15 protein-coding genes are annotated in these 14422 nt (G+C 65.7%); 6 read left to right on the top strand and 9 right to left on the bottom strand.

Features of this window, described 5'->3' with window-relative positions; translation table 11 throughout:
• Position 1: 1 nt before the first annotated feature.
• From KTQ36_RS00220 to KTQ36_RS00210, 3 genes are read right to left on the bottom strand one after another with little or no spacing between them, the layout of a single operon-like run.
• Positions 2-1234, bottom strand: coding sequence for an ABC transporter permease (locus KTQ36_RS00220; RefSeq protein ID WP_218631792.1), 1233 nt, complete (start codon positions 1232-1234; stop codon positions 2-4).
• Positions 1231-2472: an ABC transporter permease gene (locus KTQ36_RS00215; RefSeq protein ID WP_218631791.1), complete on the bottom strand. Its 1242-nt coding sequence runs from the start codon at positions 2470-2472 to the stop codon at positions 1231-1233. The genes KTQ36_RS00220 and KTQ36_RS00215 overlap by 4 nt, the downstream gene beginning before the upstream one ends.
• Complete coding sequence (locus tag KTQ36_RS00210; protein WP_218631790.1) at positions 2469-3398, bottom strand: ABC transporter ATP-binding protein; 930 nt, start codon at positions 3396-3398, stop codon at positions 2469-2471. The genes KTQ36_RS00215 and KTQ36_RS00210 overlap by 4 nt, the downstream gene beginning before the upstream one ends.
• A 26-nt stretch (positions 3399-3424) precedes the next feature.
• On the opposite strand from KTQ36_RS00210, the gene queG reads away from it, so the two are divergent.
• Entirely contained in the window at positions 3425-4474 is a 1050-nt protein-coding gene (gene queG / locus KTQ36_RS00205) for a tRNA epoxyqueuosine(34) reductase QueG (RefSeq protein WP_218631789.1), read from the top strand.
• Here queG and KTQ36_RS00200 read toward each other — a convergent pair.
• Both KTQ36_RS00200 and KTQ36_RS00195 read right to left on the bottom strand, forming a co-directional pair.
• Positions 4467-4820, bottom strand: a complete 354-nt coding sequence (locus KTQ36_RS00200; RefSeq protein WP_218631788.1) for a hypothetical protein — start codon at positions 4818-4820, stop codon at positions 4467-4469. The two genes, queG and KTQ36_RS00200, sit on opposite strands and share 8 nt — an antisense overlap.
• Before the next feature lie 70 nt (positions 4821-4890).
• Complete coding sequence (locus tag KTQ36_RS00195; protein WP_218631787.1) at positions 4891-5973, bottom strand: DUF5694 domain-containing protein; 1083 nt, start codon at positions 5971-5973, stop codon at positions 4891-4893.
• A 114-nt stretch (positions 5974-6087) separates the two neighbouring features.
• Between KTQ36_RS00195 and KTQ36_RS00190 the strand changes: the two genes are divergently transcribed.
• Positions 6088-7080 carry an adenosine kinase gene (locus KTQ36_RS00190; RefSeq protein WP_218631786.1) on the top strand — a complete coding sequence of 331 codons (993 nt, stop codon included), beginning with the start codon at positions 6088-6090 and terminating at the stop codon, positions 7078-7080.
• Positions 7081-7138: 58 nt separating this feature from the next.
• On the opposite strand, the gene KTQ36_RS00185 is transcribed toward KTQ36_RS00190, so the two are convergent.
• From KTQ36_RS00185 to KTQ36_RS00175, 3 genes are all read right to left on the bottom strand, one after another.
• The gene (locus KTQ36_RS00185; protein WP_218631785.1) at positions 7139-8743 is read right to left on the bottom strand and encodes an amino acid permease; all 1605 of its coding nucleotides are present in this window, start codon (positions 8741-8743) and stop codon (positions 7139-7141) included.
• A gap of 97 nt (positions 8744-8840) precedes the next feature.
• Entirely contained in the window at positions 8841-10289 is a 1449-nt protein-coding gene (locus KTQ36_RS00180; protein WP_218631784.1) for a sodium-dependent transporter, read from the bottom strand.
• An 82-nt stretch (positions 10290-10371) separates the two neighbouring features.
• Positions 10372-10749, bottom strand: a complete 378-nt coding sequence (locus KTQ36_RS00175; RefSeq protein ID WP_218631783.1) for a histidine triad nucleotide-binding protein — start codon at positions 10747-10749, stop codon at positions 10372-10374.
• 126 nt (positions 10750-10875) lie between these two features.
• Here KTQ36_RS00175 and KTQ36_RS00170 point away from each other — a divergent pair, with 126 nt between their 5' ends.
• The 4 genes from KTQ36_RS00170 to KTQ36_RS00155 all read left to right on the top strand — a co-directional run bounded on the left by KTQ36_RS00170 (position 10876) and on the right by KTQ36_RS00155 (position 13758).
• Positions 10876-11352, top strand: a complete 477-nt coding sequence (locus KTQ36_RS00170) for an SspB family protein (protein ID WP_218631782.1) — start codon at positions 10876-10878, stop codon at positions 11350-11352.
• A gap of 72 nt (positions 11353-11424) precedes the next feature.
• On the top strand, positions 11425-12816 hold the full coding sequence (gene fumC / locus KTQ36_RS00165) for a class II fumarate hydratase (protein WP_218631781.1): 1392 nt from the start codon (positions 11425-11427) through the stop codon (positions 12814-12816).
• An 18-nt stretch (positions 12817-12834) separates the two neighbouring features.
• Complete coding sequence (locus KTQ36_RS00160; RefSeq protein ID WP_218631780.1) at positions 12835-13362, top strand: DUF4142 domain-containing protein; 528 nt, start codon at positions 12835-12837, stop codon at positions 13360-13362.
• A gap of 159 nt (positions 13363-13521) precedes the next feature.
• Positions 13522-13758: a hypothetical protein gene (locus KTQ36_RS00155; RefSeq protein ID WP_218631779.1), complete on the top strand. Its 237-nt coding sequence runs from the start codon at positions 13522-13524 to the stop codon at positions 13756-13758.
• A 126-nt stretch (positions 13759-13884) separates the two neighbouring features.
• Here KTQ36_RS00155 and KTQ36_RS00150 read toward each other — a convergent pair whose 3' ends face one another.
• Positions 13885-14394, bottom strand: coding sequence for a hypothetical protein (locus KTQ36_RS00150; protein WP_218631778.1), 510 nt, complete (start codon positions 14392-14394; stop codon positions 13885-13887).
• Positions 14395-14422 lie beyond the last annotated feature (28 nt).

Here is a 14422-nt window from a genome sequence, read left to right as displayed (position 1 = left end):
CTTAGGCCTTCCCCCGCGACCACGGCCAGCGCCAGGGCGTCCGCGTCTTGAGCACGCTCTTGCGGAAGGCGCGGGCGGCGACTTTGAGGATGATCGCGATCCACAGCGCCTGCCACGCGATCGCCGCGACGTGGGGCCAGATGTCGCTTACCTGCGCGGCGCGTGCGATCATCGCGAGCGGGCTGGTCAGCGGGAAGATGGCGGTCCAGATCGCCTCGCTACCATAGGGATCGCCCACCCCCTGCATCGCCGCGAACAGCAGCATGACCTGGAGCATGGTCACCGGCATCGACATGACCTGCACCTGTCGCGGGGTCGAGGCCTGCGCGCCGATGCCGAGAAATGCCGCGCCGATCAGCAAATAGCCCATCGCGAAATAGATCAGCAGGAAGGCGAAGAAAGCCGGCCAGCCGACCGCGGGCGGTGGCGGCAGCGCGTCCATTCCCTCGTTCGACAGCGCGAAGAACAGCCCGATCGACCCGCCCAGCCAGATGACGATGCCGGTCAGCGACACCGCCAGCATGGCGAACAACTTGCCCATGAAGATACCGTCGACCGGCACCGCGCTCGCCAACACCTCGATGACCTTGTTGCCCTTCTCCTCGAGCATTTGCGACAGCAGCATCGTGGCGAGCAGCAGCGTGATGAAGAACAGTCCGAACTGCCCCGCCTGCGCGATCTTGATCCGGTTGTTGTTGGTCGCGCCCTTGACCCGCTGGGTCGACACGAGCTGCAACTCGGCAGCCTCGGGCGGCGCGTTGGCGCGCAACTGCCGCGCGCTTTCCAGATAACCCGCCATGTGCCGCACGGGCAGCGTGTTGACGTTGACCGAGCCGTAGAGCGTCGGCGTGTCGAGCCCGCCGTCGAGCACCGCGACGACCGGCGGATCGTCGCCCGCGAGCAGTCGCTGGCGCTGCTCTTCTCGATCGTCCTCGGGCGGGCGGTGGATGATGCGCGTCAGCCCCTGGTTGGACAGGAACGGCTCGGCGCGGTCGCGTGCGGTTTGGAGCAATGCGAATTCGCTCTCGCTGCCGATCACCGCGATGGTCGGGGTCTGCCCCGACTGCGCGATCTGGCTGCCGATGCTCCCGAACACGATGCCCAGCAGCAGCGGGAAGATCGGCCCGATCAGGAAGAAGAGGAAGGTCTTCGACAGCACCGTCGCCGAATAGTCGCGGCGGGCGATGACGAAGGCGGCTTCGAGAACCGAGGAGGCGTGATGCTTCTGGCTCAAACGGGCGCCGTTTCCTTCTTCTGCCACGGCCAGCGGAAGGGGCGGCCCGATTTCATCACGCTGCGCCGGAAGAAACGCGCCGCGAGCTTGAGGATCAGCACGACCCACAACCCCTGCCACGCGATCGCGGCGAGGTGCGGCCAGATTTCGGGGCGCTGGGTCGCGAACGCGATCATCGCCAGCGGGCTGGTCAACGGGAAGACCGCCGCCGCGATCGCCTCGGTGCTGGTGGGCGCGCCGATCATCGCCTGCGCCGCGAACAGCAGGATGATCTGTCCCATCGAAATCGGCATCGACAGTGTCTGCACCTCGCGCACGGTCGAGGCCTGCGCCCCGATGCCGAGGAAGGCCGCGCCGATGAGGAGGTAATTCATCGCGAAATAGACGACGAGCAGGACGACAAAGGCGGTCCAGCCGACCGCGGGCGGTGGCGGCAGGCCCGCCAACCCCTCGTCGAGCCAGAGCGAGATGCCGACGATCCCCGCCCCGATCCAGACGGTGATCCCGACCAGCGAGATGGCGAGCATGGCGAACAATTTGCCGAGGAAGATTGCATCGACGGGAATCGAGCTCGCAAGCACCTCGATCACCTTGTTGCCTTTTTCCTCGAGCATCTGGCTCATGATCATGCCGGCGAGCAGCAGGACGAGCACGAAGATCACCATCTGCCCGCCAAGCCCCATCAGCTCGCGGATCTTGGAGGTGGTGCCGCCGCTCTGCTCGGTCGAGGTGAACTGGAAGGGCGCGGGCTCGGGCGGCGCCTGCGCAAGGCTGTGGCGCGCAGTCTCGACGAAGGTCGCCAGTGTGCGCGCGACACGCCCGTCTTCCTCGGTCGCGCCATAATAATGGGGCGATTCCAGCCCGCCTTCGAGCACGCCGACGACGGGGTCGTCCTCGGCCGCCAGCAGCGCCTCGCGCTGCGCCGCGGGGTCGGCCGCCGCGTCGTAGCGCACCAACTCGACGAAGGGACGGTCACCGGCCAGGAGGCCCAGTCGCTCGCGCGCCGCCTCGAGCGCGGCGAAGCTCTCTTCGTCGGCAACCACCGCGACCTTGGGCGGTCCGCTGCTTTCGACCAGCCGTTCGCCCATGCTGCCCGAGGCGAGGCCGACGGCAAGCGGGAAGAGCGGGGCGAGGAGGAAGAGCAGGAACACCTTGCTCATCACTGTCGCCATGAAGTCGCGGCGTCCGACCGTATAGGCCGAGCGCAACGTCCAGCGCAGACGTTCGGCGCGGGTCAATTGCCTTCCTCCATCTCGGCCGCCGCGGCTTCGCCCGCGATAGCGACAAAGGCGTCATGCAGGCCCGGGCGCTCGATCGAGAGTGTCTCGATCCCCGCACCGCCGTCGATCAGCGCCTTCAGCAGCGGTTCGGGACCGCTCGCGGGCAATTCGAAATGATATTCGTGCCCGACCTTCTTCGCGTCGGCGGGCAGTGCCTCTTTCCACGCGCCCTCGTCGGCGCGGGTTCGTAGGTTGACGATGGGGCGGAGCCGCGCTCGCGCCTCGGCGACCGCGCCGGCAAAGGCGATCTTGCCCTTGGCGATGATCGCCACCTGTTCGCACAGGCGCTCGGCATGCGCGATGACGTGGGTCGAGAAGATGACCGTCGTGCCTTTCTCTGCCTGCGCGCGAATCATGTCTTCCAGCTTGCCCTGGTTGATGGCATCGAGCCCCGAAAAGGGCTCGTCGAGGATCAGCAATTTGGGACCGTGAACGATCGTGCCGAGCAGCTGCACCGTCTGCGCCATCCCCTTCGACAGCGAGCGGATCGGCTTGTCGGTCCATTCGCCCAGCCCCGCATTTTCGAGCAGGTCGACTGCCCGCGCGCGCCCTTCCTTGAGCGGCAGGCCGCGCAGCGCGCCCATGAAGGCGATCGCCTCCTTGGCGGGCATGGCGGGGTAGAGGCCGCGCTCTTCGGGGAGATAGCCGACGTCATGCGCGACGGTCAGCGGCTGGTCGGCGCCCAGCAGCGTGCGGCTGCCCTCGTCGGGGTCGATAATACCCAGCAGCATGCGAAGGCTGGTGGTCTTGCCCGCGCCGTTGGGGCCGAGAAAGCCGAAGATCGAACCCCTGGGAACCGAAAAGCTGACGCCGTCGACCGCGAGCTTGCCGTCGAAGCGCTTGACCATGTCGCGGGCTTCGGCCGCGTATTGACTGTTCTCCATGCCGTTTAGTGTTAGAGGCCACAGGTATGGTGGCAAGTCTCAAATCGGCGATCGGCGCCAAGGCGGAAGAGCTGGGCTTCTGCGCCTGGGGCATTGCCGACGCCGATGCCGCGCCGCAAGCCGCCGACGGGCTGGCCGAATGGCTGTCCGAGGGGCGTCACGGCGAAATGGGCTGGATGGAGGAGCGCAAGGAGCAGCGCGCGCGCCCCAAATCGCTCTGGCCGGAAACGAAAAGCGTGATCGCGTTGGGGATGAGCTATGCCCCGGCGCAGGACCCGATGCGGCTGGCGGATCGGCCGACCAAGGGGCGGATCAGCGTCTATGCGCAAGGCGCCGACTATCACAAGGTGGTCAAGAAGAAGCTCAAGGCGATGGCGCGCTGGCTGGTCGAGGAGACCGGGTGCGAGCTCAAGGTCTTCGTCGACACCGCGCCGGTGATGGAAAAGCCGCTCTCGGCGGCAGCGGGCGTCGGCTGGCAGGGCAAGCACACCAATCTCCTGAACCGCACGCACGGGAGCTGGCTGTTCCTCGGCGTGATCTATACCGACCTCGCGCTCGAACCCGACGCGCCTGCCAGCGAGCATTGCGGCAGCTGCACCGCCTGCATCGATGCCTGCCCCACGGGCGCGATCACCGGGCCGGGGCGGATCGATGCGCGCAAATGCATTTCCTACCTCACGATCGAGCATCACGGACCGATCCCCGAGGAATATCGCGAACAGCTCGGCAACCACATCTATGGCTGCGACGACTGTCTCGCCGTGTGCCCGTGGAACAGCTTTGCCGACGCGGCGCAGGCCAACAAGCAGTTCCATCCGCGTGCCGAACTGGCCGCGCCCAGCATTGCCGACCTGCTCGCGCTCGACGATGCGGGCTTTCGCGCGCTGTTCGCCGGCTCGCCCATCAAGCGGATCGGGCGCGACCGGATGGTGCGCAATTGCCTAATCGCGGCGGGCAATAGCGGGGAGAAGTCGATGATCGCGCATGTCGAACCGCACCTTGCCGACCCCGATCCGGTGGTCGCCGACGCCGCGCGCTGGGCGATGTCGCGCTTGCGCGAAAGGCTGGCTACCTGAGCTGCTGCAGGACCGCGGCGCAATCCTCGCGCGGTACGTCGTTGCCGCTCGGGCCACGCGCATCGACATGCATCACCACCGGCTCGCGCCCGCGCACCGGCGGGTAGAGATAAGCATCGAGGATGCAGGGGCCGCGATATTGCTGCTTGATCCCGTCACCCTCGACGATGCGCAGGTCGGGCGTTCCGAACAATTGCGCCAGCTGGGTCGCGGTAAAGCCGATCAGCAACCCGCCCTGCTGGACCTGCGGCGGTTCGGGCGGCGGGGCGCTGCGCGCGGCCGGCTGGCGCTCTCCCGAGGCACAGGCGGCGAGCAGCAGGGGCAGGGCAAGGGCGAGGAAACGCATGGGCTAGCGATGCCCCGCACCGCCGTCCGAGGCAAGCTCGATCCGGCGCATGCAGGACTCGGACTGGCGCTTACGGGGCGAGGAAGTCGACCGTGTCGACCAGCTCGATATGGTGCATCGTGTCGAGATAATTGTCGTAATAGGCCTTGTGGCTGGCCCCGACGATGGCGAGCGAGCGCTGCGACCGGTTCATCGCCGCGGCGGCGACGATATTGGCGACCATGCGCATGTTCCGCACCTGCCACCAATTGGCATAGTCCTGCCCCACGCCCTCGGGCTGGTCGTCGGCAAGCCCCTTGGCGAAATCGTTGTTGATGGTCATGTCCTGCGCCTCGAGCGAGTTCATCTCGCGCAGGAAGGAGACGATGTCGCGGTCCGCCTTCACCTTCTCGGTCAGCGCCATATATTTCTCGCGCGCGCTGGTGTCGCCCGACGACCAGATCTCGCGCATCCGCTTGCCGAAGATTTCGGCATTGCGCAGGTAGAGCTGGTCGGCGCTGTGGTCGTCGACCGGCCAGACGCGTTCGTGACCCAGCCGCACCGCCAGCGGCACCGCGATCGAAGCGCTTTCGTTGAGGCTGGTCGAGAGCTTGTCGAGCCGCCCGACCATCGCCTCGCTCAGCTCTTCGCCTGCGGCGCGCTCGGCCTCGGGCAGCCGCAGCCACTGGACCAGTGCGCTATAATGCTCGCCCGCGGCGAGCATCGTGGCGGCGAGCGCGCGGCGCGCCTGGGGCGTGTCTTCGGGGCCGCCCTTCATCAGCGTTTCGAGCATCGCGATATTGGCTTCGACCCGCGACAGGCCGGTAAACTCGCCCGCATCGCCCACATCGCGGCAATAAGTGTCGGCAGCGCCCGCATAGAAGACGCCATAGCGTTCGAGATGGTCGCAATTCGCGCCCGAGATATTTTCGATCATGATCGTGTCGGGCGCCCAGGCCTCGAGTCGGTCAAGCAGCGGATCGAGCGCCGCGTCGAGCTGCGGCCGGTCGACGAACTCGCTCCACCCCGACAGGTGCGCGGTGCCCAGGCTGAGCAGCTGCGTCGGCTCGACCGCGAGCCGTTCGTCATACTGGCGCAGGTCGAGGATTTCGGGCTCCTGCGCGGCGGCGGGCGAGGCGAGGAGGGCGGTAGCGGCAAACGCGAACAATTTCATGACGATCCCCTGTTCAAGCAACTGTATTATTTAACTATAACGCATCGCGCGAACTTGCCAAGAGCCAAGGCGGCGCATAGGGGCGGCGCGAACAGTTTTCAGGAAACCGTATCTATGACCGCCAAGTATGACGTTCTCTGCATCGGCAACGCCATCGTCGACGTGATCGCCGACGCGACCGACGAATTCCTCGAGGAACAGGGTCTCGACAAAGGCTCCATGCGCCTAATCGACGAGGACGAGGCCGAGCGGCTCTACGACCTGATGAACCCGGGGCGCGAAGTGTCGGGCGGATCGGCGGGCAATACCGCCGCAGGCATCGCCGCGCTGGGGGTCAGCTGCGCCTATATCGGGCAGGTCGCCGACGACCAGCTGGGCAACATCTATCGCCACGACATCGAGGCGGCGGGCGTCGACTTCCTCACCGAAGCGCGCAGCGACGTCGGCGCGACCGCGCGCTGCCTGATCCTCGTCACCCCCGATGCGCAGCGCACGATGAACACCTTCCTCGGCGCCGCCAACCAGCTCGCGCCCGAAGCCATCGACCCGGCGGCGATTGCGGACGCCGGGATCACCTATCTCGAAGGCTATCTGTGGGACCTGCCGCACGCCAAGGAAGCGATGGAAAAGGCGATGGACGCAGCGCGCGAGGCGGGCCGCAAGGTCGCCTTCACGCTCTCCGACAGCTTCTGCATCTCGCGCCACCGCGGCGACTTCCTGCGCCTGATCGAGGACGGCAAGATCGACATCTTGTTCGCCAACGAGAAGGAAATCGTCGAGCTGGCCGACAAGGGCGACTTCGACGAAGCGGTCGACGAGGTCGCGCCCTATGTCCCGACGCTCGTCGTGACGCGCTCGGAGAAGGGTGCGATCGCAGTCGAGGGCGGCCACCGTGCCCGCATGCGCGCCGAGCCGATCCGCGAACTGGTCGACACGACCGGCGCGGGCGACCTGTTTGCCGCGGGCTTCCTCGCCGGCGTGGCGCAGGGCCGCGAGCTGGACGAATGCCTGAAGCTCGGCGCGATCGCCGCGGCCGAAGTCATCCAGCATTATGGCGCGCGCCCCGAAGAGGATCTCAAGATCCTGTCGGCGGGCGTGCTGGCCTAAGCCATAACGAAAAAGGGGAGGCCGGAACCTCCCCTTCTCCTCGAGTGATCCTCGGCCCTTAGACCGGCGGAGTCTTGGGCGGATCCAGCGGATCGCGCTCGTCCACTCCGGGGATGGACGGCTCGATGTCGTGGATTTCGGGTTCGTGCACTTCGGTAAGCCCGCGGCCGAGATGGCTGCGCGAGCGGCTGTAGCCGAAATAGACGAGCAGCCCGACCACGGTCCAGACCGGCAGCACCAGCAGCGCTTCAAGCGGCAGGTTCACCAGCAGGAACATGCAGCCGAAGATGGTGGCGGGCGCGACGAACCAGACCAGCGGGGTGCGGAAGCTGCGCTCCATATCCGGCTCGCGCTTGCGCAGCACGAGGACCGCGACCGCAACCATCGTGAAGGCGAGCAGCACGCCAGTATTGGCAATGTCCGCCAGCTGTCCGACGGGCAGGAAGGCAGCCCCGACCGCGACGATGGCACCGGTGACGCCCGTCACGAAATAGGGGGTTTTATACTTCGGATGGATCTTGGCGAAGCTCGGGGGCAGCAGCCCGTCGCGGCTCATCACGAAGAAGATGCGTGACTGGCCGAACAGCAGGACGAGGATCACCGAGGGCAGCGCGAGGAAGGCCGCGACGCCGAGGATGTTGCCGATGGAGCTATAGCCGATCTCGCGCAGCACGTGCGCGAGCGCTTCGTTCGAGCAGACCAAAGCGCCCGCATATTCGGGCATCGCGCACTGGCGCGCGAGTTCTTCCGACCCTGCCGGCCACGGCGTGCCGTCGGGACCCATGATGGGCTGGCCGCCGATGGTGCCGATCGCACCCGCCGCGACGAGGATGTAGAAGACAGTGCAGAAGAGCAGCGATCCGACGATGCCGATGGGCACGTTGCGCTGCGGGTTCTTGGTTTCCTCGGCCGCGGTCGACACCGCGTCGAAGCCCACGTAAGCGAAGAAGATCGTCGCCGCCGCGCCGACCACGCCGACGCCGGTGCCGATCCCCCCGAACACGCCCGCAGGCAGGAACGGGTTGAACTTCGCAAGCTCGATGGCGGGCACGGTGAGCGCGATGAAGATCGTCAGCGCGGTGACCTTGATCGCCACCAGCACGGCGTTGACCTTGGCGCTTTCGTTGGTGCCGATGATCAGCAGCCAGGTGATGAGGAGGGCAATGAGAAGCGCGGGCAGGTTGATGAACCCGCCTTCGACCCCGCCGAGCGCGAGTGGCCCGGCAGAGAGCGCTGTGGGTAAGGAGATGCCCATGAATTCGTTGAGGATGGTGCCCGCGAAATATCCCGACCAGCCGACAGATACGGCGGCCGCGGCGATGGTATATTCGAGCATCAGCGCCCAGCCGACGATCCAGGCGAGCACCTCGCCCATCGTCGCGTAGGTGTAGGTGTAGGCGGAGCCTGACACCGGCACCGACGAGGTGAGCTCGGCGTAGCAGAGCGCTGCGACAAGGCAGACGAAGCCCGCGATCGCGAAGCTGATCATGAGGCCGGGACCGGCCTTTTGCGCACCCGCTGCAGTCAACACGAAGATGCCCGTGCCGATGATGCAGCCGATGCCGAACAGGGTGAGTTGCAGGGCGCCCAGCGAGCGGTGCAGCGATTTCTTCTCTGCAGCGGCCCGAATGGCGTCCAGCGATTTGACGCGCCCGAAGATCATGGAAAGTCCCCCTTCCGCTTCGCGCGCGGCGAGATTGCCGGTGCGCAAGCGAAAGGGAGATTAGCGCAGGGTCAGGACCCTGCGAAGAGGGTTTCGACTAACCGAGGATCGCGGGGAACAGGCCCGTGACGAGCACGATAGCCACCGCGATCGGGCACAACCATGCGACCAGGAAGCGCCATAGCGCCAGCGCACCCGCCGACAGGCCGGTCTCGGTCGCCATCAGCTTGCGATCCGCAATCCATCCGACGAACACCGACGTCAGCAATGCGCCGAGCGGCAGCATGACCTTGCCGGTGAAGCCGTCGATGGAATCGAGGATGTCGGCATTCTCGAAGATCGACCAGAAGGCGAGCGGCCGCACGTCGCTCAGCACGTTATAGCCGAGCAGCGCCAGGATACCGATCAGGAAGGCGCCGAGCGCCATGACGGTCGCCGACTTGCCGCGGGTCCATTTCTTCTCGCCGATGCCGAGCGCGGTCGGCACCTCGAGCAGCGAGACCGAGCTGGTGAGCGCGGCGACGCCGATCAGGACGAAGAAGAGGAAGCCGACCAGCGCACCGCCGGGCATCGACTGGAAGGCGACGGGCAGCGACTGGAAGACCAACGTCGGACCGCCCGCGGGATCGAGCCCGGCGGCGAAGACGATCGGGAAGATCATCAGGCCCGCGATCAGCGCGACGCCGGTGTCGGCAAGCGCGATGGTCGCCGAAGTCCCGCCAAGCCCGTCCTTGCCCGACAGATAGGAGCCGTAGGTAATCAGCCCCGCAACGCCGAGCGAGAGCGAGAAGAGTGCCTGGCCGAGCGCGGCGTTGATCACCGGCGGCGTCAGCTTCGAGAAGTCGGGGGTGAAGAGGAAGGCGATGGCCTCGCCGAAATTGCCCTCGAAGGCGCCGTAGATGGTGATGCCGATCAACAGGACGAAGAAGGCGGGCATGAGATATTTGGCCGCCGTTTCGATTCCCGAATGGACACCGCGCGAGACGACGAACCAGGTCACGGCCATGAACAATGCGTGCATGACGAGGAGGAGCGTGGGGTTGCCCAGCATGTCGCCGAGCCGGACTTGGATGTCGTCGACGCTTTCGCCGGCAAAGGCACCGCCGAGCGGATTGCCCGAGGCGATCGCCGAGCCGAGCTCGCCCGCCATCACGCCCGCATAGTAAAGCACCCAGCCCGCGACGACCGAGTAGAAGGAAAGGATCAGGAAGGCGGCGATCCCGCCCAATGCACCGATGCCGCGCCACGAGCGCGACGCGCCCGACTTCTCCGCGACCCGCTCGAACGACCCAAGCGCGTCGGTCTGCCCGATCCGGCCAATGCTGATTTCGGACAGCACCAGCGGCAGGCCGAGCAGGATGACGAAGCCGATATAGACAAGCACGAAGGCGCCGCCCCCGCTTTCGCCCGCCAGCGTCGGGAAGCGCCAGATATTGCCGAGACCGACCGCAGCACCGATGGCTGCAAGAATGAAGCCGGCGCGGCTGGACCAGCCGTCCTTGGCGGTCGCGCTACCCATGGCGGCACCGTCTGTCGTGGAAACCATTGATTATCCCTCCCGGAGAAACTTTTGGCCGACCCTAACGATCAGCGGGCCGAGGGCAAGGGAGGATGCTTCTCGAGATGCGCTAGCGGGCGAGCATCGGCCCGAGCGGCTGTCCACCGAAGATGTGGACATGGAGGTGCGGCACTTCCTGCCCGCCGCGCTTGCCGATGTTGGCGAGCATCCGGTAGCCCTGCTCGACACAGCCATTGTCGCGCGCGACCTTGCCCACCAGCCGCGTGAAGTCGACAATCTCGGCCTCGGTCGCCTTGGCCGAGAAATCGTCCCAGCTGACATAGGGCCCCTTGGGGATCACCAGGATGTGGATGGGCGCGAGCGGGTTGATGTCGTGAAAGGCAAGGCTGTGCTCGGTCTCGTCGACCTTGGTGCAGGGAAGTTCGCCCCGCACGATCTTGGCGAAGATATTGCTATCGTCATAGGGCTGCGTCGCGTCGATTGGCATGCGAAACTTCCTTTGCTGCGCCCCATCCAGGGCGGTCTTCCTACCGATCAATCACAGCAGCAGCGCATCCGTCAATGTCGTCGCTTCGGCCTTGACCCGTTTCGGGTGCGGGTCCATTGGCGGGGCATGTCGGAACCGCCCGAAAGCCTGATTCCCTACGACGAAATCGTGCAGGAAGCGCTGCGCGCGGTCGTCGGACGGGTGCTGAGCGAGGTCGAGGCGACGGGCGAGCTGCCCGGCAGCCACCACTTCTACATCACTTTCCGCACCAAGAGCCCGGGGGTCGATATTCCCGGCCACCTGATCGAGCGCTTCCCCGACGAGATGACGATCGTCATCCAGCATCGATTCTGGGACCTCAAGGTCACCGACCAGGGGTTCACAGTCGGCCTGAGCTTCGGCGGCGTGCCCTCGACCCTGTTCATCCCGTTCGCGGCGGTGACCGATTTTGTCGACCCCGCGGTCGAATTCAGCCTGAAGTTCCAGGCTGCCGATGTCGAAGTCGACAATGACGCCGACGAGCCCGAAGCCGAGCGGCCCAAGCCCGAGCCGGTCGAAGACGGCAGCAACGTCGTCTCGGTCGATTTCTCGAAAAAGAAGTAGCTCGCTTCTCGACTCTGTCGGCTGTGCGTTTTAGGTCCGCGCCGAAACCATTTCAGACTTTCGGAGCCCCCAGTGACCGACACCCGTATCGAAACCGACTCCATCGGCCCCATCGACGTCCCCGCCGACGCCTATTGGGGCGCGCAGACGCAGCGATCCTTGCAGAATTTCCCCTTTTCGGATCGCGAGCGGATGCCCATCGGACTGGTCCATGCACAGGCCATCGTGAAGCAGGCTGCGGCGCGGGTGAACAAGACGCACGGCATGGAAGACGAGATCGCGTCGGCCATCGACGATGCCGCCACCGCGATCACGTCGGGCAAGCATGACGACCAGTTCCCGCTGACCATCTGGCAGACGGGTAGCGGCACGCAGACCAACATGAACGTCAACGAGGTGATCGCGGGGATCGCCAACGAAGCGCTGGCGGGAACGCGCGGCGGCAAGTCGCCGGTGCACCCGAATGACCACGTCAATCGCTCGCAGAGCTCGAACGACAGCTTTCCGACGGCGCTGCATGTCTCGACCGCGCTGGCGACGCGCGACCAGCTCGTCCCCGCGCTCGACCGGCTTATCAAGTCGCTGCAGGCCAAGGCCGAGGCGTTCGACCATATCGTCAAGATCGGGCGTACCCACACGCAGGACGCGACCCCGCTGACGCTGGGGCAGGAGTTTTCGGGCTATGTCGCCCAGCTGATCGGCGCGAAGGCGCGGATCGAAGGCGCGCTCAAGGGCAACATCATGAAGCTCGCGATCGGCGGGACGGCGGTCGGCACCGGGCTCAACGCGCCGGAGAATTGGGCGCCCGACATGGTCGCCGCAATCTCGGACATCACCGGCATGGAGTTCGAGGAAGCGCCCAACATGTTCGCCGAGCTCGCGGCCAAGGACGGGATGGTCTTCTTCCACGGGGCGCTCAACAGCCTCGCGGTGGCGCTCAACAAGATCGCCAACGACATCCGCTTCCTCGGCTCGGGCCCGCGCTCGGGGCTCGGCGAGCTTTCCTTGCCCGCCAACGAGCCGGGCAGCTCGATCATGCCGGGCAAGGTCAATCCGACCCAGTGCGAAAGCCTGACGATGCTTGCCGCGCAGGTCATGGGCAACCAGCAGGCGGTCACCATCGGCGGCGCGCAGGGTCATTTCGAATTGAACGTCTTCATGCCGCTAATCGGCGCCAACGTGCTGCGCTCGATCGAGCTGATGGCGACCGGCATGGTGAGCTTTGCCGAGCGTTGCGTCGACGGGATCGAGGCCAACGAGGATCGGATCAAGGAATTGGTCGAGCGTTCGCTCATGCTGGTCACCGCGCTCGCGCCCGAGATCGGCTATGACAATGCCGCCAAGATCGCCAAATATGCGCACGAGAAGGGGCTGACGCTCAAGGAAGCGGGGCTCGAACTGGGGCTGGTCGACGAAGAGACCTTCGACCGCGTCGTGCGGCCGGAGACGATGATCGGGCGCTAACCAACAGGGAGAGTGGTGATGGGACAGAGACTGCGGATTGCAGGCGTTGCGGGACTGGCATTGGTGGTCGGGGCCTGCGCCTCCAAGGCACCCGCGCCGGCGGCGAGCGCGACCATCACCACGACGAACGTCTCCCCCGCGCTGACCTCGGCAGCCTACTTCGCGGCGGCGTCGTCGGCGGCCTTGTTCGCGGTAAAGTCCGCGGAACTGGCGATGGAGCGATCGCGCGATCCGGAAGTGCTTGCCCTCGCGAAAATGCGCAAGAGCCATGGCGAGGGGATCGCGGGCCAGCTGAGCTTTGCCGGCCGTCGCCTAGACATGTTGCCGAGCGCGAGCCTGACGCCCGATCACCAGGCCAAGCTCGACCGGCTTTCGCTGTCGGGCGATTTCGATCGCGCCTATTTGCGAATGCAGGAGGCCGAGGTCGAACAGACGCTGCGCCTCCACCGCACCTTCGCCACCAGCGGCGGCAGCGCGACCCTGCGCCCCGTGGCCGAACTGGGCGCCGACCTCACCGCGCGCGAAGACGCGGCGCTTGGCGACTAATTGACACGGATATCGCCTAAGGGACGCCCGCCTTTCATTGTCTTGGCGCTGACCGTCGCTATCGCAATCGTCGCGACCGAAAGAGTTCTTTTCTCCGTTTTCCTCGATCGGCCCGTTTCAACTGACGAGCCATTAGTATTCGTCGCTAACGCGGCGCTCGTGAGTATTCCGATGATGGTACTCGCATTTCGTAGCTCATCGCGCTCACCATGGCTTTGGTCCATTCTTGCGACGATTGTCGTGCGAGGCTGGTTCTTGTCCTTGGGAATTGCTTACCAGCGTGAACCAGATGGTAGCGGAGTTCCGATGGGAGCAGCTGCTCTAGTCATGCTGTCGCCATTCGCCATTGCAGCGATTGCCGTTGCAATGGATCGCTGGATCAACCGGAAAAATTAATGTGAAGTCCGGAATTCTGCGTCGATGTCGTGACAGCGGCGTGAATTTGGCGAACCAGACTAGCGGCGGCCGCCGCCCGAACCTTCCGCAGTGTCCGGGCGACGGCCGCCTGTTCGCGCGTGACGTTCAGTCCGCGAGAAGCGTCGGGATCGCCCCGATCGTCACGTAACTTGCGACCGCGCCGCTACTGGCGAGGCGCTTCTTCTCGATCTTGGCAAGCTTGTCGGCGAGCCGGTCGCGCGAGGCGGGCGTGTTGGCGAGGATGATGTTGGCGAGCACCGAACGCCCGTTGGCCATCTCCGGCAACTCGTCGAGCGTGTCGAGCGAGCGCACTGCGTAGAGCGCCGCCTGCTCGGCAGCCGGGTTGAAGTCACCCGGGAGCGTACGGATGTTGACCGCTTCCCCCTTACCGTTGACGTCGAACGCGACTTGCACGACCGCTTCGTTGGCGCGGCCGCCGCGCAGCGAGGGCGCGCGGGCAAGGCCGGCATCGAGCTGGCGGTTCGTGTCGTGCTGCCACTCGGCCAGCGCGGACGTCGCGCGAATTTCGATCGCGACGGGATCCTGCGCCATGGCGGTCGTCGGGATGGCGACCAGCGCGAGTGCGATTATCGGAATGCTATTCTTGTACGTCATCAGATCATCCTTTCATTCTCGTCAGGAT

Source organism: Sphingomicrobium clamense (assembly GCF_019264355.1).
Classification (GTDB): domain Bacteria; phylum Pseudomonadota; class Alphaproteobacteria; order Sphingomonadales; family Sphingomonadaceae; genus Sphingomicrobium; species Sphingomicrobium clamense.
The sequence above is the reverse complement of the archived record's forward strand: the minus strand, read 5'-3'. Positions and strand labels throughout refer to the sequence as shown.